Annotated in this window: 20 protein-coding genes; 5 read left to right on the forward strand and 15 right to left on the reverse strand. The window is 64.3% G+C overall.

All coding sequences use genetic code 11. The annotated features are described in order from the left end of the window. Nucleotides 1-9 precede the first annotated feature (9 nt). The gene (ugpQ, locus tag VK98_RS07435) at nucleotides 10-768 is read left to right on the forward strand and encodes a glycerophosphodiester phosphodiesterase (RefSeq protein ID WP_048413446.1); all 759 of its coding nucleotides are present in this window, start codon (nucleotides 10-12) and stop codon (nucleotides 766-768) included. On the opposite strand, the gene VK98_RS07440 is transcribed toward ugpQ, so the two are convergent. Together VK98_RS07440 and VK98_RS07445 are read right to left on the reverse strand one after the other, a co-directional pair. After that, nucleotides 755-1459, reverse strand: a complete 705-nt coding sequence (locus VK98_RS07440) for an ABC transporter substrate-binding protein (RefSeq protein WP_048413447.1) — start codon at nucleotides 1457-1459, stop codon at nucleotides 755-757. The genes ugpQ and VK98_RS07440 overlap by 14 nt on opposite strands. Nucleotides 1460-1464: 5 nt before the next feature. Then, the gene (locus VK98_RS07445) at nucleotides 1465-3477 is read right to left on the reverse strand and encodes a methyl-accepting chemotaxis protein (RefSeq protein WP_156187792.1); all 2013 of its coding nucleotides are present in this window, start codon (nucleotides 3475-3477) and stop codon (nucleotides 1465-1467) included. 564 nt (nucleotides 3478-4041) lie between these two features. On the opposite strand from VK98_RS07445, the gene VK98_RS07450 reads away from it, so the two are divergent. Then, nucleotides 4042-5457 (forward strand): sodium:alanine symporter family protein, encoded by a 1416-nt coding sequence (locus tag VK98_RS07450; protein WP_048413449.1) that lies wholly within the window; start codon nucleotides 4042-4044, stop codon nucleotides 5455-5457. Between the two features lie 67 nt (nucleotides 5458-5524). On the opposite strand, the gene hemN is transcribed toward VK98_RS07450, so the two are convergent. Continuing rightward, complete coding sequence (hemN, locus tag VK98_RS07455) at nucleotides 5525-6931, reverse strand: oxygen-independent coproporphyrinogen III oxidase (protein WP_048413450.1); 1407 nt, start codon at nucleotides 6929-6931, stop codon at nucleotides 5525-5527. 109 nt (nucleotides 6932-7040) lie between these two features. Here hemN and fnr point away from each other — a divergent pair, with 109 nt between their 5' ends. Beyond that, on the forward strand, nucleotides 7041-7787 hold the full coding sequence (gene fnr / locus VK98_RS07460) for a fumarate/nitrate reduction transcriptional regulator Fnr (protein WP_043590811.1): 747 nt from the start codon (nucleotides 7041-7043) through the stop codon (nucleotides 7785-7787). A gap of 47 nt (nucleotides 7788-7834) precedes the next feature. Here the strand turns inward: fnr and VK98_RS07465 are convergent, their stop codons facing one another. Beyond that, nucleotides 7835-8755 (reverse strand): DUF1853 family protein, encoded by a 921-nt coding sequence (locus VK98_RS07465; RefSeq protein ID WP_048413451.1) that lies wholly within the window; start codon nucleotides 8753-8755, stop codon nucleotides 7835-7837. Next, nucleotides 8745-9524 (reverse strand): RNA methyltransferase, encoded by a 780-nt coding sequence (locus VK98_RS07470; protein ID WP_048413452.1) that lies wholly within the window; start codon nucleotides 9522-9524, stop codon nucleotides 8745-8747. Before VK98_RS07470 ends, VK98_RS07465 begins: the two co-directional genes overlap by 11 nt. Nucleotides 9525-9726: 202 nt before the next feature. Here VK98_RS07470 and VK98_RS07475 point away from each other — a divergent pair, with 202 nt between their 5' ends. Both VK98_RS07475 and VK98_RS07480 read left to right on the forward strand, forming a co-directional pair. After that, entirely contained in the window at nucleotides 9727-10518 is a 792-nt protein-coding gene (locus tag VK98_RS07475) for an inositol monophosphatase family protein (RefSeq protein ID WP_048411783.1), read from the forward strand. Between the two features lie 74 nt (nucleotides 10519-10592). Then, nucleotides 10593-10991: a VOC family protein gene (locus tag VK98_RS07480; protein ID WP_048413453.1), complete on the forward strand. Its 399-nt coding sequence runs from the start codon at nucleotides 10593-10595 to the stop codon at nucleotides 10989-10991. A 349-nt stretch (nucleotides 10992-11340) separates the two neighbouring features. Here VK98_RS07480 and udk read toward each other — a convergent pair whose 3' ends face one another. The 10 genes from udk to iscR all read right to left on the reverse strand — a co-directional run bounded on the left by udk (nucleotide 11341) and on the right by iscR (nucleotide 18635). Then, nucleotides 11341-11961 carry a uridine kinase gene (udk, locus tag VK98_RS07485; RefSeq protein WP_048413454.1) on the reverse strand — a complete coding sequence of 207 codons (621 nt, stop codon included), beginning with the start codon at nucleotides 11959-11961 and terminating at the stop codon, nucleotides 11341-11343. A gap of 95 nt (nucleotides 11962-12056) precedes the next feature. Continuing rightward, nucleotides 12057-12689 (reverse strand): glutathione S-transferase family protein, encoded by a 633-nt coding sequence (locus VK98_RS07490; RefSeq protein ID WP_048413455.1) that lies wholly within the window; start codon nucleotides 12687-12689, stop codon nucleotides 12057-12059. A 172-nt stretch (nucleotides 12690-12861) separates the two neighbouring features. Next, nucleotides 12862-13056: a Fe-S cluster assembly protein IscX gene (gene iscX / locus VK98_RS07495; protein ID WP_048413456.1), complete on the reverse strand. Its 195-nt coding sequence runs from the start codon at nucleotides 13054-13056 to the stop codon at nucleotides 12862-12864. A 132-nt stretch (nucleotides 13057-13188) separates the two neighbouring features. Beyond that, the gene (gene fdx / locus VK98_RS07500) at nucleotides 13189-13530 is read right to left on the reverse strand and encodes an ISC system 2Fe-2S type ferredoxin (protein ID WP_048413457.1); all 342 of its coding nucleotides are present in this window, start codon (nucleotides 13528-13530) and stop codon (nucleotides 13189-13191) included. 10 nt (nucleotides 13531-13540) lie between these two features. Beyond that, nucleotides 13541-15403, reverse strand: a complete 1863-nt coding sequence (hscA, locus tag VK98_RS07505) for a Fe-S protein assembly chaperone HscA (RefSeq protein WP_048413458.1) — start codon at nucleotides 15401-15403, stop codon at nucleotides 13541-13543. Nucleotides 15404-15512: 109 nt separating this feature from the next. Beyond that, nucleotides 15513-16046 (reverse strand): Fe-S protein assembly co-chaperone HscB, encoded by a 534-nt coding sequence (gene hscB / locus VK98_RS07510; protein ID WP_048413459.1) that lies wholly within the window; start codon nucleotides 16044-16046, stop codon nucleotides 15513-15515. Between the two features lie 75 nt (nucleotides 16047-16121). Further along, nucleotides 16122-16445, reverse strand: a complete 324-nt coding sequence (iscA, locus tag VK98_RS07515; RefSeq protein ID WP_048413460.1) for an iron-sulfur cluster assembly protein IscA — start codon at nucleotides 16443-16445, stop codon at nucleotides 16122-16124. Between the two features lie 16 nt (nucleotides 16446-16461). Continuing rightward, complete coding sequence (gene iscU, locus VK98_RS07520; RefSeq protein WP_048413461.1) at nucleotides 16462-16845, reverse strand: Fe-S cluster assembly scaffold IscU; 384 nt, start codon at nucleotides 16843-16845, stop codon at nucleotides 16462-16464. 61 nt (nucleotides 16846-16906) lie between these two features. After that, on the reverse strand, nucleotides 16907-18124 hold the full coding sequence (locus VK98_RS07525; RefSeq protein WP_019102782.1) for an IscS subfamily cysteine desulfurase: 1218 nt from the start codon (nucleotides 18122-18124) through the stop codon (nucleotides 16907-16909). A 31-nt stretch (nucleotides 18125-18155) separates the two neighbouring features. Further along, nucleotides 18156-18635, reverse strand: coding sequence for a Fe-S cluster assembly transcriptional regulator IscR (iscR, locus tag VK98_RS07530; RefSeq protein ID WP_019102781.1), 480 nt, complete (start codon nucleotides 18633-18635; stop codon nucleotides 18156-18158). Nucleotides 18636-19022: the final 387 nt, after the last annotated feature.

The following is a 19022-nucleotide window of genomic DNA, read 5'->3' on the forward strand; positions in this document are numbered from 1 at the left end:
GAAGCGCCCATGCCTCATTCCACGCCCGGCCGGCCATGGCCTTATCCCCGTTTCATCGCCCACCGCGGCGGCGGCGTTCTGGCGCCGGAGAACACCCTGGCGGGATTTCGCGAAGGCCTGCGTTACGGCTACCGCGGCGCCGAGTGCGATGTGAAGCTGTCGGCGGACAATGTCTGCTTTCTGCTGCACGACGACACGGTGGAGCGCACCAGCAACGGCCGCGGCGCGGCGGCGGCGCTGAGCATGGCGCAGTTGGCGCGGCTGGACGCCGGCGGTTGGAAGGGCGCGGCTTTCGCCGGCGAGCCGATGCCGACGCTGGACAATGTCGCCGCTTATTGCCTTGCGCACGGCATCGCCTTGAACATCGAGATCAAGCCCTGCCCGGGGCGGGAGGCGGAGACCGGCGCGGCGGTGGCGGCGGAAGCCGCGCGGCTGTGGGCCGGCGCCGCGCAGCCGCCCTTGCTGTCGTCTTTTTCCGCCGAGGCGCTGCGCGCCGCGCGCGAGTCCGCGCCGCAGCTGCCGCGCGCCTGGCTGGTGGAGCGGGTGCCGGCGGACTGGCTGGCGCGCTTGCGCGAGCTGGGCTGCGTCGCGCTGCACTGCGACCACCTGGGCCTGGACGCGGCCTTGGCGGCCGGCGTCAAGCAGGCCGGCTTTCAATTGCTGTGCTACACGGTGAATCTGCCGGCCGACGCCGAGCGCCTGCTGGCTTGGGGCGTGGACAGCGTCTGCACCGACCGTTTGGATCTGCTGCGGCCTATTTCAGATTGAAGGCCTTGAAGCTGCCGTCCGCCTTCATCGCCAGGATGGCGTGGTTCAGCCGCCGCATCGCCTCGTCGCTCAATTGCGGGTGGCAGGCGAAATAGATGTCGGTTTCGTTCACCACCAGGGCGACGCGCGGCGTCGCCATTTTCATTTTGTCGGCCAGGCTCTGTATGCCCACGTCCAGCGTGGCCAGCAGGTCGATGCGGCCCAGTTGCAGCTTGCGCAGATTGGTCTCCGCGTCCGCGCTTTCGTCCAGCGTCCAGCCCTGCTGTTTCAGCCGGCTGGCCACGGCGGTGCCGCGCACGGCGCCGATGTGGAATTGCCGGGCTTGCTCCACGCCGCCGAAGTCGCGGGTTTCGTCTTGGCGCGCCAGCAGCACCAGCCGCAGGCGGATGACTGGCTCGCTCCAGCGGAACAGCGCTTCGCGCTCGGGAAAGCGGGCGGCGGTCAGGCAGGTGTCCGGCGTTTGCCGAACCAGCAGCACGGCGCGGGCGGAGGGGTAGGGCGCGAACTTGAACGGCAGGCCGGCGCGCTGGGACAGCGCGCGCATCAGGTCGATGGCGGCGCCGGAGACGTGTTGTTGATCGGCGGAGACTTCGATGATGGGAGGCTGAGGGCTGACCAGTATGGTCAGCCCTGCCGCGGCGGCGGGCGCCGAGGCCAGCGCCGCGATCAGTGTTCCCGGCAGGCGCGGCATGCGGTCTAGACGCTGAAGCGGCCGGCGAGCTGGCCCAGCCGTTGCGACACCGATTGCAGTTCGCCGGCGGTCTGGGCGCTGGCTTCTACGGCGCTGGCGTTGGTTTCCGACATCCGCGCCACGCTCTCCACGTTCTGCGCCAGCGACTGGCTGGCGCTGCTCTGCTCCTTCAGCCCCTGGGTGATTTGATGGATGCTGTCCAGCACCTGGTCCACGCATTGGCGGATGGAGGCGATGCTGGCGCCGGCGTTGCGGGTGTTTTCCTGGCCTTGCATGATGGCGCTCATGCCGGTCTGCATATTGGCGATGGCCTGCTGCGAGGTGCGTTGGATGTCGGAGACGATGGTGCTGATCTCGGTGGTGGATTGCGCGGTGCGCTCCGCCAGCTTGCGTACTTCGTCGGCCACCACGGCGAAACCTCGGCCCTGTTCGCCGGCGCGCGCGGCCTCGATGGCGGCGTTCAGCGCCAGCAGATTGGTTTGATCGGCGACATCGCGGATCACGTCGACGATGCTGGCGATGGACTCCGATTGCTGGCCCAGCGCGCCTATGGTTTCCGAGGCCGAGGACACGTCGCGCACGATGCTGTCCATGCTGGCGCTGGCGTCGTGGATGATGGCGTTGCCCTCGCTGGACTGGCTGACCGCGGCGCGCGACAGTTGATTGGCTTGTTCAGATTGCTCGGCGCTGACCATCAGGCTGGTGCTCAGCTCTTCGATCGCCGCCGCCATGCTGGCCGCCGCCTGAGTTTGCCGGGTGCTGCTGTGGGACACGTTCTGGGCGCTTTGCGCCATCTGGTCCGCGGCCGCGTTGACTTCGCGCGAGGTGTCCAGCAACTGGGTCACGGTGTCGCGCAATTGGTCGCGCATCTGGCCGATGGAGGCCAGCAAGCTGCTGTTGTCCTGTTCGCGCAGCTGGATACGGGTGCCCAGCTGGCCGGCGGCCAGTTGCTCGACCACGCTTTGCACGTAGAAGGGCTCGCCGCCCAATTGCAGCGTGATGGACAGATAGAGCTGGTGGAACAGGAAGCTGGCCAACAGCATCGCGGCCAGGCCGATGCCGATGTAGAAATTGCGCTGGGCCTGCATCCGTTCGATGCGGGCCTGCAACAGCGCCTCCAGGTTTTTCAGCGTCACATCGCTGAAGCGGGCGCCGATTTCGGCGTTTTTCGCCGCCATCCCGCCCAGGGCCACGGCGGCGCCGGTTTGCCCGGCGATGGCCTTGTCGATGGACGCGGCCTGGCTTTGATGAAAGGCGGTCAGCGCCTGGGATTCGGCGTTCAGCTCGTTTTTCAAGGCCGGGTTGTAGGCCAGCGCCTTGGCCAGATCGCTGTTCAAGCCGTCCAGCGCGCCGTTGATCAGCGGGCGCAATTCCACCAGGCGGTCGCGCTCCGCCGGCGTCAGCGCCTGGCCGGCTTCCGATTTGGCGGCCCAGGCCAGCGCTTCGCCGATGTAGTTGCTGAGCGAGGGCAGTTTGGCGGTGGCGGCGTCCATCAGGTAATAGCTGTCGATGTCCGGGTCCAGCGTCAGGTTGGAGTTGTCGCTGGCGGCGCCGAGCAGGGCGTTGAGCTTGTCCGCCGTGCTGTCGAAGCTGGCGATCACTTGCGGCGGAGGGGCCGCGCCGATCCGCGACAGCGTGCCTCGCGCGGCGCTGGCGGTTTTCCAGGCTTCGTCGGTCTGCAGGACGGCGCCGTATTGTTCGTGCGCGCTTTGCAGCCGGTTCCAGCCTTGTTCCAGCTGCGCCTGGGCGGCGGGCAGCGCCGCCTTGGCGGCGGCCTCGCCCTGAGCCGCGCGCACGGCCAGGTCCTGCGCCTGCTCCAGCGCGCCCAGCAAATGGTGCAGCGGCTGGATATAGGACACCCCGACTCTTTCTTTTTGCGAAAAATCGATATTGTCCTGATTGGTTCGATACAGACCGTACACCATATACAGTAAGGCGACGGCAAAGACCGTGCCGATCAGCGCAAAGCGGCTGGGGTAGCTCAAGCGCTGCATCAGCCTTACCACGGGTGTTGTCATGATCTCGCTCCTGACTGTGGCGGCGACGCCCGCAATGTGGACGTCCGCGTCGCCAGTTCCAGAATAGGCAATTTTCACGGGCTGCGATTGCCGCATGAAATGCGATGACTTGTCATAGGGGTCGCGTATCAGTTCCTCGCGGGCGAGAGTATGAGCTTTGCCTTGTCTGGCTAAGCTGGGCAACCGGCAATAATGCTTGGGTCATCAAAAATGACTTTTGATTGTTTTGTGCTTGGATAAATAGGCGAAGCTACGGCTTGAATCAATGACAAAGGCGTTGGCCGGGGCGGCGAAAAGCCGGCGGGCGCGGCTTGGCCCAAAACCTTTCGGCATTGCCAGCAATCACTCTATTTTGCTAAATTCGCCGGGTTTTGCATCGAAACAGTCTGACGAAGCAGTGTCCTGAATCAGGCGGCCAGACGGCCGCGGGGTGCTGTTTCGCCAAGGCCGCAAGCTAGAAGCCCGGCGCCAAGACCGCGGCGAAGTCAACCTTCCAGTCTGAAATCCTTCCGGCGCGCGTCGCCCATTTCCAGATTGCCACGCTCAGAGCTTTATAGAGGATCCATGGACTTGCTTCATTCGTTTATCAATGCCGCCAATGATGTGATTTGGGGCAAGGTGCTGATCGGCCTGCTGTTGGCCGTCGGCTTGTATTTCTCGCTGCGTTCCGGCCTGCTGCAACTGCGGCTGTTCGCGCGCGGCTGGCGCGAAATGATGGGCGGCCGCGGCGGCCATCGCAGCAAGGACGACATCTCGCCGTTCCAGGCCTTCGCCACCGGCCTGGCCAGCCGGGTGGGCACCGGCAATATCGCCGGCGTGGCCATCGCCATCGCCGCCGGCGGTCCCGGCGCGGTGTTCTGGATGTGGCTGACCGCGATGCTGGGCATGGCCAGCGCCTTCGCCGAATCGACGCTGGCGCAGCTGTTCAAGACCAATCACCATGACGACACCTTCCGCGGCGGTCCGGCCTATTACATCCAGAAGGGCCTGGGGCAACGCTGGCTGGGCGTGATCTTCGCCCTGTGCCTGATCCTGGCCTTCGGCCTGGTGTTCAACGCGGTGCAGGCCAACTCCATCGTGGCGGCCACCGAGGGTGCTTGGGGCTGGAACCGCTATATGGTGGGCATCGCCCTGGTGGCGATGACCGCGCCCATCATTTTCGGCGGCGTGCGCTCGGTGGCGCGGGTGGCCGAGTGGCTGGTGCCGGTGATGGCGGCCATCTATCTGCTGATGACCTTCTACGTGTTGGCGGCGCATGCGGCCGAGCTGCCGGGTCTGATCGTGCTGATCGTCAAGAGCGCCTTGGGCCTGGAGCAGGCGGCGGGCGGCTTCGCCGGCTACGCGGTGAGCCAGGCGATGATGCTGGGCATCAAGCGCGGCCTGTTCTCCAACGAGGCCGGCATGGGTTCCGCCCCCAACGCGGCGGCGACGGCGACTTCGCGCCACCCGGCGAGCCAGGGCGCGATCCAGATGTTCGGCGTCTTCATCGACACCATGGTGATCTGCACCGCCACCGCCGCTATCATTCTGTTGTCCGGCGTGTACGACCAGGGCTTAAGCGGCGTGGCGCTGACGCAGAAGGCGATCGAATCGCAGTTCGGCCCGATCGGCGCGTCCTTCCTGGCGGTGGCGATGTTCTTGTTCGCCTTTTCCACCATCATCGGCAATTACGCTTACGCCGAGGGCAACGTCGAATTCATCCGCAGCAACAAGGGAATCTTGCTGGCCTTCCGCCTGATCGTGCTGGCGATGGTGATGTTCGGCGCGGTGGCCAGCCTGCCGCTGGTGTGGGACATGGCCGACTTCGCCATGGGCCTGATGGCCTTGATCAATCTGGTGGCCATCGTGCTGCTGTCGCGTTACTTCTTCATCGTGCTGAAAGACTACGAGCGTCAGCTGAAGCGGGGCGAGTCCACGCCGGTGTTCAAGGTGGCGGATTACCCGGAACTGGCGGCCAAGGTGGAAAAAGACATCTGGTAAGCCCAGGTCCGACACCGACAACAAACAGCCCGCGTTCAGACGCGGGCTGTTTTGCTGCGGGGCGGGCTCAAATGGTCTTGGAGTAGCGCGCCTGGGTGCGGCGCTCGCGCAGGTGCTTATCGAAGATCATCGCGATATTGCGGATCAGGAAGCGTCCTCTCGGCTCCACCATGATGAAGTCGCCGTCGAAGGACAGCAGGCCCAGTTGCTGGAACTCGCGAATCTGCGGCAGCTCCTCGGCGAAATATTCGGCGAAGTTGATGCCGTGAATCTCCTCCAGCGCTTCCACCGACAGCGAGAAGCGGCACATCAGGCCCTGGATGATGCTGCGGCGCAGGATGTCGTCGTTGTCCAGCGTCAGCCCGCGCAGCACCGGCAGGTGGCCGCTGTCCAGCGCCGCGTAGTAGCCGTCCAGGTCCTTGGCGCTTTGGCTGTAACAGGGGCCGACCTTGCCGATGGAGGACACGCCCAGGCCTATCATGTCGCAGTCGGCATGGGTGGAGTAGCCCTGGAAGTTGCGTTGCAGCCGGCCTTGGCGCAAGGCGGCGGCCAGTTCGTCGTCAGGCTTGGCGAAGTGGTCCATGCCGATGAACACGTAGCCGGCGTCGGCCAGGCGCTGCACCGAGTCCTGCAGGATGTCCAGCTTGGTTTCCGGCGACGGCAGCTCCGCCTCGTTGATGCGGCGTTGCGGCATGAACACGGTGGGCAGATGGGCGTAGTTGTACAAGGCCAGCCGGTCCGGTCCGATGGCGATCACCTTGTCCAGCGTGCGGCGCACCGATTCGCGAGTCTGCAAGGGCAGGCCGTAGATCAGATCGACGCTGACGGACTTGAAGCCGGCGTCGCGCGCGGCCTGGATCACCTCCAGCGTTTCCTCCTCGGACTGCACCCGATTCACCGCCCGCTGCACCTCCGGTTCGAAATCCTGGATGCCGACGCTGATGCGGTTGAAGCCGAGTGCGGCCAGTTTGAAGATTGTCTCCGCGCTGACTTTGCGCGGGTCTATTTCTATGGAATACTCCCCCTCCTTCAAGAACTCGAAATGAGTCTTGAGCAAGGTCATCAATCGTTCCAGTTGCGCGTCGGACAGGAAAGTCGGCGTGCCGCCGCCGAAATGCAGCTGTACCACTTGCTCGCGGCGGCCCAGACAGGAGGCGACCATCCGGACTTCCTTTTCCAGGTAGTCCAGGTACAAATCGGCTTTGCCGCTGTCCTTGGTGATGATTTTGTTGCAACCGCAGTAGTAGCAGATAGTGTTGCAAAATGGTATATGAGCGTACAATGATAAAGGTTTCCGGTTGGCGCCGATGCTGCGCTGCCGTAGCCAGTGGATGTAGTCTCTTTCGGCAAAACCCGGCGTAAAGCGATCCGCTGTCGGGTATGACGTATATCTAGGACCTGTCCCGTCGAGGCGCTCGATCAGAGCGCGGTCGAATTCAAAATGGGCAGGAGAAAATGGGTGGGTGGTCTTCATGTCGTATTTGGATGGCAAAACCTCTGGTGGACTGGTAAATTTGCGGAAATCCTGCGAATTTCGCTTTGATAAGGGTCAAGCTTCGTCGCAAGCTTGTACTAAACATGCCATGTCCGATCAGAACCATATCTCTTTGCATAACCTGAAGGTCTCCTGCTCCAACTGCAGCCTGAAGGAACTCTGTCTGCCTGTGGGGCTCAACCGCGAGGAACTGACCCAGCTCGACGCGGTGATCCGCCAAAGCCGCCGTCTGAAGCGCGGCGAGTATCTGTTCCGCAGCGGCGAGGGCTTCCGCTCGCTGTTCGCGGTGCGCACCGGCTTCTTCAAGACCAGCGTCGCCAGCCAGGACGGCCGCGAGCAGGTCACCGGCTTCCACATGTCCGGCGAACTGATGGGCCTGGACGGCATTTCCGCCAATGTGCACGGTTGCGACGCCATCGCGCTGGAGGACAGCGAGGTGTGCGAACTGCCGTTCAGCCGCATGGAGAGCCTGGGCCGCGAAATTCCCACCCTGCAGCACCATTTTTACCGGTTGATGAGCCGCGAGATCGTTCGCGATCAGAATGTAATGTTGCTATTGGGCAACATGAAGGCGGAAGAACGGCTGGCCGCCTTCCTGCTGAATCTGTCGCAGCGTCTGTCCACTCGCGGCTTCGCCGCCAATGATTTCATCCTGCGCATGAGCCGCGAGGAAATCGGCAGCTTCCTGGGCCTGAAACTGGAAACCGTCAGCCGCACGCTGTCCAAGTTCCAGCAGCAAGGCTGGATCACCGTCGATCACAAGCACATCCAGCTGGTGATGGTGGACGAGTTGAAGGCGCTGATTTCCGGCTGCGCCCACGCCAACGGGCATTGAGCGCGCAGCGCCGTATTGCTAAAGGCAGGCCATGGGCCTGCCTTTTTTCATGGGCTCGGGCTGCCGGCGATTTGCTGCAATAGCCGCGACAAGGGCGCTTCCTGCGGCCAGCCGGGCGGCACGGCGAAGCCGCGCGCCACTTCATGCCAGCAGCCGTCGGCGCCGGCTTGCAGTTCGGCCAGCAATTGCGGCGCCGCCGCCTCTTCCAGCTGCGCGCGCAATGCCGCCGCGGTGTGGGTCTGTTCGAAGCCAAGCCGCGCCGGCGCCAGCCAGCTGAGCCGGGGCAGCCAGGCCCAGCGCGAGTCCGCGTTCAGCGCCGGCCAGTCGCCGCGCAGCGGCCAGTATTGCCCGTACAGCGGCCGGGCGCCGGGCGGCGCTTGCGGCGAGGTGTCCCGGGCGTGGAACAGCCAGCCGCTGAGCCGGGCGCCGACCGCGCAGCCGTCGAAGCCCGCCGGCAGCATCGCTTGCGCCGCCGGGTGGCGGGACAGGCGCAGCTGGGTCTGCAGCTTGCGGGCTTTCAGCGCCCAGGCGTCGCGCAGGCTGGGGCCGGTCAGGGTGTCGGCGCTGCGGCCCAGTTGCAGGTAGAACTTGCTGGCGGCTTCCAGGTGCAGCGGCTGGCCGTCCAGGCGCAGCAGGAAGTCGAACTCGCCGACGGTGCGGCCGTCCGCGTCGCGCACCGGCAGATTGCTGGCGACCAGTTCGATGTGCGGCGCCAGGCGGAACCAGAACGACAGCAGCCGCTCGGCGTAATGGCCCAGGCGGCGGGTGGGCTGGCGCGCCAGCCAGTGCTGCAGCTCGGCGGGATCGGCGTCCAGCGCTTGCAGCAGCGCCGGGCCGTCGGCGCCCAGCAGCCGTTGCGGCGCGATGTCGGCGCCGCTGCGCCAAGGGGAGGGCGCGGAGAGCAGAAAAGCCAGATCGCGCACCGCCGGGTGCGCGTAGGGCAGGGGGAACGGCGGCTTATTCGCCATCCCGCTCGGGCGCGTCGCGGCGGACTTCGCCGTCGGCGGCGCGCTGCACCTGTTTGAGGAAGCCGCGCAGAATGTCGATCTCCTCGCGCAGCAGGCCGGCGCGGTTGAACAGGGTGCGCATCCGGCGCATCATGCGCTCGCTGTTGCGGCGGCGGAAGTAGCCTATCTTGTCCATGGTCTGTTCCAGGTGGCCGCAGAAGCCCTCCACCTCGCCCAGCGCCGCCGCGTCGCTGTCGGCGCGCAGGTAGTCGATGTCCACGCCGGTGTGGCTGAACAGCTCGTAGGTCATCACCTGCACCGCCATCGCCAGGTTCAGCGAGAAGTAGTCCGGGTTGCCGGGGATGGTGACCAGGCGGTTGCACTGCTCGACTTCTTCGATGGACAGGCCGAAGGTCTCGTTGCCGAACACCAGGGCCACCTGTTCGCCGGCCTGGGCGCGCGCGACCAGTTCCGGCGTGGTCTGGCGCGGGGTGGACAAGGGGGTGGTCAGTTCGCGGCGGCGGCTGGTCAGCGCGCAGGCGATGGTGACGTCTTGCAGCGCCTCGGCCAGGCTGGACACCACGGTGGCCTGCTCCAGGAGATCCACCGCGCCGGAGGCCAGCGTATTGGCTTCGTCGCTGGGAAACACTTTGGGTTCAACCAGATACAAGCGGCTCAGGCCCATGGTCTTCATCGCCCTGGCGGCGGAGCCGATATTGCCCGGATGGTTGGGGCGAGCCAACACCACGCGAATGTTTTTCAGAAAATCAGGTACTTGGGGTTTATTCATCAGCAGTTTCACATTAAAATAGCCGGCTTATCGAAAAGCCCGCGCGCCGTTTTGCGCGCAAGGCCAGCGCTTGCCGGATGGGCAGGCATGCCGCCTTGCCCGATTGCGCCGGGTTTTTCTTGTTCCTTAACCCAGATTGTTACTAGCAGGCGTCGCGTCATGTGGCGGACGTCTGTCATGGTTGAAAGTGTAGAGGCCGTCAATGCATCCGATGCTCAATGTCGCGGTGAAAGCCGCTCGCCGCGCCGGCAGTGTCATCCAGCGCGCGTCGCTGAATCTCGACGCGGTGCGCGTAGAGCGCAAGAAACACAATGACTTCGTGACCGAAGTGGACCGCGCCGCGGAAGAGTCCATCATCGCTTCCATTCTGGAAGCTTATCCCAAGCACGCGATTCTAGCAGAAGAGTCCGGCGCGAAAGGCATCGGTTCGTCGGAATACGAGTGGATCATCGATCCCATCGACGGCACTACCAACTTCCTGCACGGCCACCCGCAGTACGCGATCTCCATCGCGCTGGCGCACAAGGGCCAGGTGCAGCAAGCCGTGGTCTTCGACCCCAACCGCAACGATCTGTTCACCGCCTCGCGCGGCGTCGGCGCCTTCCTCAACGATCGCCGCATCCGCGTGTCCAAGCGCTTCATGATGAATGAGTGCGTGATCGCCACCGGTTTCCCGGTGTCCGACCAAAGCTATATCGACCAATACCTGGGCATGCTCAAGGACGTGCTGGCCAAGACCGCCGGCGTGCGTCGCGAAGGCGCGGCCTCGCTGGACCTGTGCAATGTGGCCTGCGGCCGCGTGGAAGGCTTCTGGGAGCTGAACCTCAAGCCCTGGGACATCGCCGCGGGCAGCCTGATCGTGCAGGAAGCGGGCGGCATCGTCACCGATCTGTCCGGCGAGCAGGGCTGGCTGGAGTCCGGCGACATCGTCGCCGCCAATCCGAAAGTGCTGGCGCAGCTGTTGCACACGCTGGCGCCGCATATTGGCAAATAAGCGCCGCCAGAGGGTTTTAGCGGTTAAGCGCATCACGGCGTCCCTGGGGACGCCGTTTTGGTTTGGAGCGTGATATGAAGCAGTTTTTGGGTTCGGTCGCCCTGGTGGTGGCGGATTACGACGAGGCCATCGCCTGGTATGTGGACAAGCTGGGCTTTGTCCTGCTGGAGGATGAGCATCAGGGCGAGGGCAAGCGCTGGGTGCGCGTGGCGCCGCCGGGGGCGAGCGAGTGCGCGTTGCTGCTGGCCAAGGCGAGCAATGCGCGGCAGCAGGCGGCGGTGGGCGCGCAAACCGGCGGCCGCGTCGGCTTCTTCCTGCATACCGACGATTTCTGGCGCGATTACCGCCGCATGGCGGCGGCGGGGGTCAGCTTTAGCGAGCAGCCGCGCGAGGAGGAATACGGCAGCGTGGTGGTGTTCGAGGATTTGTACGGCAACCGTTGGGATTTGCTGCAGTTGAAGTCCGACGTTTAAACGCCGGCTGGGCCCCGTTAACAACAAAGAGCCGCGCATTGCGCGGCTCTTTGTTGTTAACGTCGCCAAAAACCGCCGGCTCGTCGTCGGCAGCGGCTTGCGGCCGCGGCGGATAGGCGTCCGCTTCGTTCCAATCCAGATCCCAATCCAGATCCAGTTCGGCCAGCATGGCCTGGCGTCCGGCCTGGCGCTGTCCGGAGCGGCTTTGTCCGTGGGCCCCGCCTTTTTTCATGATGGGCGCGCAAGCGTGCGGATTGCGCGGTTTGATCGTGTGCATGGAATGCTCCTGTGCGTGAAGCCCGCTGCCGACAGCGGGCGGAAAACGGCGGCGCGGACGCCGCCGGGTAAATCAGTTGTGCACCATCAGGCTGGCCACCTTGGTGGTGATGATGTCCACCGCCGGATCATTGGCGCCGTGCGGCAGGATCACGTCGGCGAAGCGCTTGGTCGGCTCGATGAACTGGTTGTGCATCGGCCGTACCGTGGTCAGGTATTGCTCGATCACGCTGTCGGTGGTGCGGCCGCGCTCGGTGATATCGCGCTTGAGGCGGCGGATGAAGCGCACGTCGGAATCGGTGTCGACGAAGATCTTCAAGGACATCATGTCGCGCAGCGCGGCGTCGTACAGCGGGAACAGGCCTTCGATGACGATGACCGGCGCCGGCTGCACGGTGATGGTTTCCTCGGCGCGGGTGTGGTTGGCGAAGTCGTAGACCGGCATTTCGATGGCGCGGCCGTTGCGCAGATCGTCGATGTGTTCGATCAGCAGCGGCCAGTCGAAGGCTTGCGGGTGGTCGTAGTTGGTGGCCAGCCGCTGTTCGAAGGTCAGATGGCTCTGATCGCGGTAGTAATAGTCTTGAATGATCACTGCCGCCATCTCGGAGCCAATGGTTTCCAGCACTTGATTGGTCACCGTGGTTTTACCGCTGCCGCTGCCGCCTGCAACGCCGATGATGAACGGGGTGGTCATGAAACTATCCTTCTACGCGTAAAAATGATAAAAAAACGCGCCATTCTAATGAGTTATGGCGCGTCCTTCCACTCTAATTGCGACATCGGACGTTATTAGACGCGCTGACCTTCCGCTTGGGCGGCGCCGTACCACTCCCGCATCGCCGGCAAAGCCAGCAGACGGTCGACGTAAGCCTGCGACTGTTCCGGCAATTTGACGTTGTAAGTGTGGAAGCGGGTGGCGATGGGCGCGAAGAAGGCATCGGCGATGCTGAAGCCGCCGAAGATGAACTCGCCGTCCGCCTGGTGGCGCGGCAAATGCTCTTCCCACAGCGAGATGATGCGGGCGATGTCGAACTCCACCGCCGGCGTGCTCTGGTAATTGATGTGGCGCAGCGTCAGATTCATCGCCAGGTGTTCGCGCAGCGCGGAGAAGCCGGAGTGGATCTCGGCGACGATGGAGCGGGCGACGGCGCGCAGTCCGGCGTCGTCCGGCCACAGCTTGGCGGCGGGGAAGCACTCGGCCAGGTATTCGCAGATCGCCAGCGAATCCCAGATCCGCAGCTTGCGGTCTATCAGCACCGGCACCTTGCCGGCCGGGTTGGCGGCCAGGATGCGGGCCTTGGTGTCGGACAGGTAGAGATCGATCTGCTGCTCTTCAAACGGCTCGTCCAGCATTTTCAGCACCAGCCAAGGGCGCAGGGACCAGGAGGAGTAGTTTTTATTGCCGATGATGAGGGTAAACATCAGGGAGCTCCGTTTCGAAAGAGGAGGCTGCCGGCGGGCTGTCGCAGCCTTTGTCCGATGATACCGCCATCGTCCCGGTTTTTCCTATGCGGCGGCCGCGGGTTTTTGGCGTCGGGCGGCAAAAAGGCCGCGTCAGGGGACGCGGCCTTGCCGAAACAGGGGAGCGGGAGGCTTACTCCAGCTCGTCGATCCAGGCTTGCTGGATCGCCTCCAGCACGCGTTCGCCGCCGCGGCTGTGGTCGTCGTCGAAACCCGGCAGCTCGACCACCCAGTTGTGCAGATCAACGAAGCGCACGGTCTTGGGGTCGATTTCCGGGTGGGTTTCCGCCAGTTCGATGGCGATGTCCAGCACGTCGGTCCATTTCATCTTTTTATCTCCAGAGCGTGGAACCGTTCATAAAATCCAGCGCAGCGACTGTAGCAAGGCGCGCCGCCGCAGACAGTACATGAGGTACGGCAAGGCGGCGCAACGCGGCTACAGGGATTTTAGGGCGTGTTCCTAGTGGTGTTCGCGGGCGTGGTTGATCGTGTACCGAGGGATGTCTATCACCAAATCCTCATCGGCGACAATCGCCTGGCAGGACAGCCGGGACTGGGCTTCCAGCCCCCAGGCCTTGTCCAGCAGGTCTTCCTCCAGCTCGTCGGCCTCGTTCAGGGAGTCGCCGCCTTCGCGGACGATGCAATGGCAGGTTGTGCAGGCACAGGACATCTCGCAGGCGTGCTCGATCTCGATGTCGTGATCCAGCAACACCTGGCAGATGTTCTGGCCCGGTTCGGCGTTGTCGATGACCACGCCTTCCGGGCAGAGGTCGGCGTGGGGCAGTACGATGATTCGCGGCATTGGCGGATCCTTACAAATCGGAAATGTTGTGGCCTTTGAGCGCGCGCCGGATATTGCGGTCCATGCGGCGCGAGGCGAATTCTTCGGTGGCGCGGTTGAGGCGGCCGGTGGCCTCGTTGACCTCGCGGGCCACCTGGGCCGCGGCGATGGCCGCGTCCACGGCGGCCAGCGCCTCGTCCACCGCGGCGCGCTCGTCGGCGTCCAGCAGGTCGCCGTCGCTGGCGAGCGCGACGCGACAGGCTTCGCTGAGGCTGGTGGCGTCGACGACGGCTTCGCGCAGCTTGCGCGCCTCGATGTCTTCATGCACGTGGGTCATCGACTCGGTCAGCATGCGGCTGATTTCCTCGTCGCTGAGGCCGTAGGAGGGCTTGACCTCGATGCGCGCCTCCACGCCGCTGGTCTGTTCGCGGGCGGAGACTTCCAGCAGGCCGTCGGCGTCCACCTGGAAGGTGATGCGGATGCGCGCCGCGCCGGCCACCATCGGCGGAATGCCGCTCAAGGTGAACTTGGCCAGCGAGCGGCAATCGGCCACCAGTTCGCGCTCGCCCTGCAGCACGTGGATGGACATCGCGGTCTGGCCGTCCTTGAAGGTGGTGAAGTCCTGGGCGCGCGCCACCGGGATGGTGCTGTTGCGCGGAATGATCTTCTCGGTCAGGCCGCCCATGGTTTCGATGCCCAGCGACAGCGGGATCACGTCCAGCAGCAGCCACTCGTCGTCGCCCTTGTTGCCGGCCAGCACATTGGCCTGGATGGCCGCGCCCAAGGCGACGACCTTGTCCGGGTCTAGATTGGTCAGCGGCTCCTGGCGGAAGAAGTCGCCGACGGCTTTTTGCACCTGCGGCATGCGGGTGGCGCCGCCCACCATCACCACGCCCTTGACCTCGTCCGCCGAGATGCCGGCGTCGCGCAGCGCCTTGCGCACCGGCAGCAGGGTCTTGTCCACCAGGTTCTTGGTGATGCCGCGGAAGGTGTCCTGATCCAGCGTCAAATTCAGGGCCTGGCCGTCGGACAGCAGCGTGGTGATCTGGGTCTCCGCGTGCTCGGTCAGCGCTTCCTTGGCTTCGCGGGCGCGGGTCAGCAGCAGCCGGGTGTCCTGGGCGCCAAGCCCGGACAGGCCGGCCTGCTCCAGCATCCAGCAGTAGACGCGGTGGTCGAAGTCGTCGCCGCCCAGCGCGGAGTCGCCGCTGGTGGCCAGCACTTCGAACACGCCGCGGCTGAGTTTGAGAATGGAAACGTCGAAGGTGCCGCCGCCCAGATCGTATACGACGTATATGCCTTCGCTGCCGTTGTCCAGGCCGTAGGCGATGGCGGCGGCGGTGGGTTCGTTCAGCAGGCGCAGCACGTTCAGGCCGGCCAGGCGCGCGGCGTCTTTGGTGGCTTGGCGCTGGGCGTCGTCGAAATAGGCCGGCACCGTGATCACCGCGCCGGTCAGTTCTCCGCCCAGGCTGGTTTCGGCGCGCAGCTTCAGGGTGCGCAGAATGTCGGCGGAGATTTCCACCGGGCTCTTGATGCCGCCGCGGGTCACCAGCTGCAGCATGCCGGGCGCGTCGACGAAGCGGTAAGGCAGATTGCGTACGTCAGGCAGATCCGCCAGACCGCGGCCCATGAAGCGCTTCACCGAGACGATGGTGTTGTGCGGGTCCTTGTTCTGCTCTTTCTGGGCTTCGTAGCCGACGCTGACGTCGCCTTCGTCGGCGTAGCGCACCACCGAGGGCAGCAGGCTGCGGCCGTGCTCGTCCTTGAGCACGGCGGCGGAGCCGCTGCGCACCGAGGCCACCAGCGAGTTGGTGGTGCCCAGATCGATGCCGATCGCCAAGCGGTGTTGGTGAGGGGCGGCGGAAAGGCCGGGTTCGGCGATTTGCAGTAAGGCCATATTCAGTTCAAATCAGTTCGAGGTAAGCCGCCTGCTGCGGCGGAAGCGGACACGGAGGGCGGGGCCGGGGCGCGGTCCCCACGACGGGGAAGGGCCGGCGGCCGAGGGCTCAGTCGAGCAAAGCCTCGATGGCATCGCCGATTTCCTGGTCCAGTTTTTCCAAAAACCGCAATTTTCGCACCAGAAGCGCGGCGGCGTCCAAGTCGGCGCGCTGATCCAGCGCCTGCTCCAACTCCGCTTGATGCGCGCGGCTCTCGTCCCGCAGCTGGCGCGACAGCGCCTCCAGGCGGTCGAGTTCGCGGTCGGCGCGGGCGTCTTCTATGCTCTCGCGCCATTCCATCTGCGCCATCAGGAAGGCGGCCGGCATCTGGGTGTTGGTGTCTTCCTGGGTGTCGACGCCGGCGAGCGTCAGCAGGTAGCGGGCGCGGTTCAGCGGCGACTTCAGCGTTTGATAGGCTTCGTTGACCCGGGTGGCCTGCATCAGCGCGCTGCGTTTTTCGGCGTCGGAGCTGCTGGCGTAGCGGTCGGGATGGACCTGGGCCGCGGCGGTGCGCCAGGCGTGCTCCAGCGCTTGGCCGTCGATGGCGAAGCGGCGCGGCAGATTGAACAGGGAGAAGAAGTCTTGGCTGAAATCGGTGCTCATAGGGACGGGGCCGGAAAACCTAGCGTACAGTTGGACGACGGGCGGGCGGCGCCGGGGCGCGCCCGCCTGCCGGGGTCAGACGTTGAAGCTTTCGCCGCAGCCGCACTCGTTCTTGACGTTGGGGTTGTTGAACTGAAACCCCTCGTTCAAGCCTTCTTTGGCGTAATCCAGTTCGGTGCCGTCGATGTAGGCCAGGCTTTTGGCATCGGTGAACACGGTGACGCCATGGCTTTCAAAGGTCACGTCCTCGTCGCTGGCCACGTCGACGAACTCCAGCTTGTAGGCCATGCCGGAGCAGCCGGAGGTTCTGACGCCCAGACGAATGCCCAAGCCCTTGCCGCGCTTGGCGATGAAGGCGCTGACGTGAGCCGCGGCGCGTTCGGAAAGGGTGATAGCCATGATATGTCCCCGCTGATTATTTGCCGTGCTTTTGCTTGTAGTCGTTGACCGCGGCCTTGATCGCGTCTTCGGCCAGGATGGAGCAGTGGATTTTCACCGGCGGCAAGGCCAGTTCTTCGGCGATGGCGGTGTTCTTGATTTCCAGCGCTTCGTCCAGCGATTTGCCCTTGACCCATTCGGTCACCAGGGAGGAGGAGGCGATGGCGGAACCGCAGCCGTAAGTCTTGAACTTGGCGTCCTGAATCACGCCGTCCTCGCCCACCTTGATTTGCAGCTTCATCACATCGCCACAGGCCGGCGCGCCCACCATGCCGGTGCCCACGCTGTCGTCGCCTTTTTCGAAAGAGCCCACGTTGCGCGGGTTTTCGTAGTGATCCATTACCTTGTCGCTGTATGCCATGATTGTCTCCTTCAGCGCCGCGCCGGTCGGGCCGGCTCGGCGCTGGATATTGCTGTCGCCCTTAGTGGGCGGCCCATTGAACCGAATTCAGATCCACGCCGTCCTTGAACATTTCCCACAACGGAGACAGTTCGCGCAGCTTGCCGATCTTTTGGTTTAGCAGATTCACCGCGAAGTCGATTTCCTCCTCGGTGGTGAAGCGGCCCAGCGTGAAGCGGATCGAGCTATGGGCCATTTCGTCGTTGCGGCCCAGCGCGCGCAGCACGTAGGACGGTTCCAGCGAGGCCGAGGTACAAGCCGAGCCGCTGGACACGGCCAGCTCCTTGATCGCCATGATCAGGCTTTCGCCTTCGACGAAGTTGAAGCTGACGTTGAGGTTGTGCGGCACGCGTTGGTCGATGTCGCCGTTGATGTAGACCTCTTCCATGTTCTTGATGCCGTTCCACAGGCGGTCGCGCAGCATGCGGATGCGCTCGCGCTCGCTGTCCATCTCTTCGCGGGCGATGCGGAAGGCTTCGCCCATGCCGACGATCTGGTGGGTGGCCAGGGTGCCGGAGCGGAAGCCGCGCTCATGGCCGCCGCCGTGCATCTGCGCTTCCAGGCGCACGCGCGGCTTGCGGCGCACGTACAGCGCGCCGATGCCCTTGGGGCCGTACACCTTGTGAGCGGACAGGCTGAGCAGGTCCACTTTCTGCTTTTCCATGTCGATGACCACTTTGCCCGGGGCCTGGGTGGCGTCGACGTGGAAGATCACGCCGTTGGCGCGGCAGATCTCGCCCAGTTGCTCGATGTCCTGAATCACGCCGATTTCGTTGTTGACGAACATCACCGAGGCGACGATGGTGTCCGGACGAATGGCGGCCTTGAATTCTTCGATGTCCAGCAGGCCATCGTCCTTCACGCCCAGATAGGTCACTTCGAAGCCCTGGCGCTCCAGCTCGCGCATGGTGTCCAGCACCGCCTTGTGTTCGGTCTTGACCGTGATCAGGTGCTTGCCCTTGCTCTTGTAGAAGTGGGCGGCGCCCTTGATCGCCAGGTTGTCGGACTCGGTGGCGCCGGAGGTCCAGACGATTTCCTTGGAGTCGGCGTTGATCAGCTTGGCCACTTCAGCGCGCGCGTTCTCCACCGCTTCCTCCGCGTCCCAGCCGAAGCTGTGGCTGCGCGAAGCCGGGTTGCCGAACTTTTCGTAAAGATAGGGAATCATCTTGTCGGCAACGCGCGGGTCTACCGGCGTGGTGGCCGAGTAGTCGAGGTAGATCGGAAGCTTGAGCTGGCTCATTTATATTCTCCACAGAAGATGGGTCCGCGCCTCACAGGGCGCCGGAGGCGGCAGAAGCGTGAACCACGCTGCATTCGCGCTTATCCTGCAATACAGTGTTTTCCTTGGTCTTTTGCTGCTCAACCAGACTGGCGAGGCTGACCTTGGACAGGTAGTCGAAAATGGTGACGTTCAGATTGGTCCACAAATCGTGGGTCATGCAGCGCTGATTGCCGCGACAGTTCTCGCGGCCGCCGCACTGGGTGGCGTCCACCGGTTCGTCCACGGCGGTGATGATGTCCGCCACGGAAATGTCTATCGGGGCCTTGGCCAGGGTGTAGCCGCCGCCGGGGCCGCGCACGCTGTCCACCAGTTCGGCGCGCCGCAGCTTGCCGAAGAGTTGTTCCAGGTAGGAGAGCGAGATGCCTTGGCGCTCGCTGATGCCGGCCAGCGTGACCGGGCCGCCGCTCTCGCGCAACGCCAGATCCAGCATCGCGGTGACGGCAAAACGGCCTTTGGTGGTTAAACGCATGTCTCTGGTCTCCAAGAGTGGGTATTTGGAGGAGGATGAATTCCTGATGCAGACGATTATACCTAATATCCGACTGTTTTAGTCAACTATTATCGGCGGAGGCAAGAGGATGCGGCTGCGCAAAGCCGATCATTTTACTCGGTTTTTAAGCGTAGGGGTAGTTTTGCCGACGGCGCCGGCCCCGCGGCAAGAGCGTCCGCGCGCGCGGCGTCGGGGGCGGGGAGGGCCGCGGGCCGCGCCAGGGCGGCGTTTGCGGTTTTATTACTTTCAGATGAAGGGCTTGGTGTAGAATCCGGCGACGGATAAGGATCGTCCGCGGACGGGCCGAGACGGGGCGGGCATTTCCGCCCTGGCGGCGCAGCGAGGACTGTCGTCGCCGCAACAAAA

It is taken from the genome of Chromobacterium sp. LK11 (genome assembly GCF_001043705.1).
Taxonomy (GTDB): domain Bacteria; phylum Pseudomonadota; class Gammaproteobacteria; order Burkholderiales; family Chromobacteriaceae; genus Chromobacterium; species Chromobacterium alkanivorans.

What these genes read in the sequence shown, in the direction of transcription:
- VK98_RS07490 (WP_048413455.1), bottom strand. Translation starts at nt 12,689, where the DNA reads ATGTTTACCCTCATCATCGGCAATAAAAACTACTCCTCCTGGTCCCTG.
- fdx (WP_048413457.1), bottom strand. Translation starts at nt 13,530, where the DNA reads ATGCCGCGAATCATCGTACTGCCCCACGCCGACCTCTGCCCGGAAGGC.
- fnr (WP_043590811.1), top strand. Translation starts at nt 7,041, where the DNA reads ATGTCCGATCAGAACCATATCTCTTTGCATAACCTGAAGGTCTCCTGC.
- iscU (WP_048413461.1), bottom strand. Translation starts at nt 16,845, where the DNA reads ATGGCATACAGCGACAAGGTAATGGATCACTACGAAAACCCGCGCAAC.
- hscB (WP_048413459.1), bottom strand. Translation starts at nt 16,046, where the DNA reads ATGAGCACCGATTTCAGCCAAGACTTCTTCTCCCTGTTCAATCTGCCG.
- hscA (WP_048413458.1), bottom strand. Translation starts at nt 15,403, where the DNA reads ATGGCCTTACTGCAAATCGCCGAACCCGGCCTTTCCGCCGCCCCTCAC.
- VK98_RS07450 (WP_048413449.1), top strand. Translation starts at nt 4,042, where the DNA reads ATGGACTTGCTTCATTCGTTTATCAATGCCGCCAATGATGTGATTTGG.
- hemN (WP_048413450.1), bottom strand. Translation starts at nt 6,931, where the DNA reads ATGAAGACCACCCACCCATTTTCTCCTGCCCATTTTGAATTCGACCGC.
- ugpQ (WP_048413446.1), top strand. Translation starts at nt 10, where the DNA reads ATGCCTCATTCCACGCCCGGCCGGCCATGGCCTTATCCCCGTTTCATC.
- VK98_RS07475 (WP_048411783.1), top strand. Translation starts at nt 9,727, where the DNA reads ATGCATCCGATGCTCAATGTCGCGGTGAAAGCCGCTCGCCGCGCCGGC.
- VK98_RS07525 (WP_019102782.1), bottom strand. Translation starts at nt 18,124, where the DNA reads ATGAGCCAGCTCAAGCTTCCGATCTACCTCGACTACTCGGCCACCACG.
- VK98_RS07480 (WP_048413453.1), top strand. Translation starts at nt 10,593, where the DNA reads ATGAAGCAGTTTTTGGGTTCGGTCGCCCTGGTGGTGGCGGATTACGAC.
- iscA (WP_048413460.1), bottom strand. Translation starts at nt 16,445, where the DNA reads ATGGCTATCACCCTTTCCGAACGCGCCGCGGCTCACGTCAGCGCCTTC.
- VK98_RS07470 (WP_048413452.1), bottom strand. Translation starts at nt 9,524, where the DNA reads ATGAATAAACCCCAAGTACCTGATTTTCTGAAAAACATTCGCGTGGTG.
- VK98_RS07465 (WP_048413451.1), bottom strand. Translation starts at nt 8,755, where the DNA reads ATGGCGAATAAGCCGCCGTTCCCCCTGCCCTACGCGCACCCGGCGGTG.
- iscX (WP_048413456.1), bottom strand. Translation starts at nt 13,056, where the DNA reads ATGAAATGGACCGACGTGCTGGACATCGCCATCGAACTGGCGGAAACC.
- VK98_RS07440 (WP_048413447.1), bottom strand. Translation starts at nt 1,459, where the DNA reads ATGCCGCGCCTGCCGGGAACACTGATCGCGGCGCTGGCCTCGGCGCCC.
- iscR (WP_019102781.1), bottom strand. Translation starts at nt 18,635, where the DNA reads ATGCGTTTAACCACCAAAGGCCGTTTTGCCGTCACCGCGATGCTGGAT.
- VK98_RS07445 (WP_156187792.1), bottom strand. Translation starts at nt 3,477, where the DNA reads ATGACAACACCCGTGGTAAGGCTGATGCAGCGCTTGAGCTACCCCAGC.
- udk (WP_048413454.1), bottom strand. Translation starts at nt 11,961, where the DNA reads ATGACCACCCCGTTCATCATCGGCGTTGCAGGCGGCAGCGGCAGCGGT.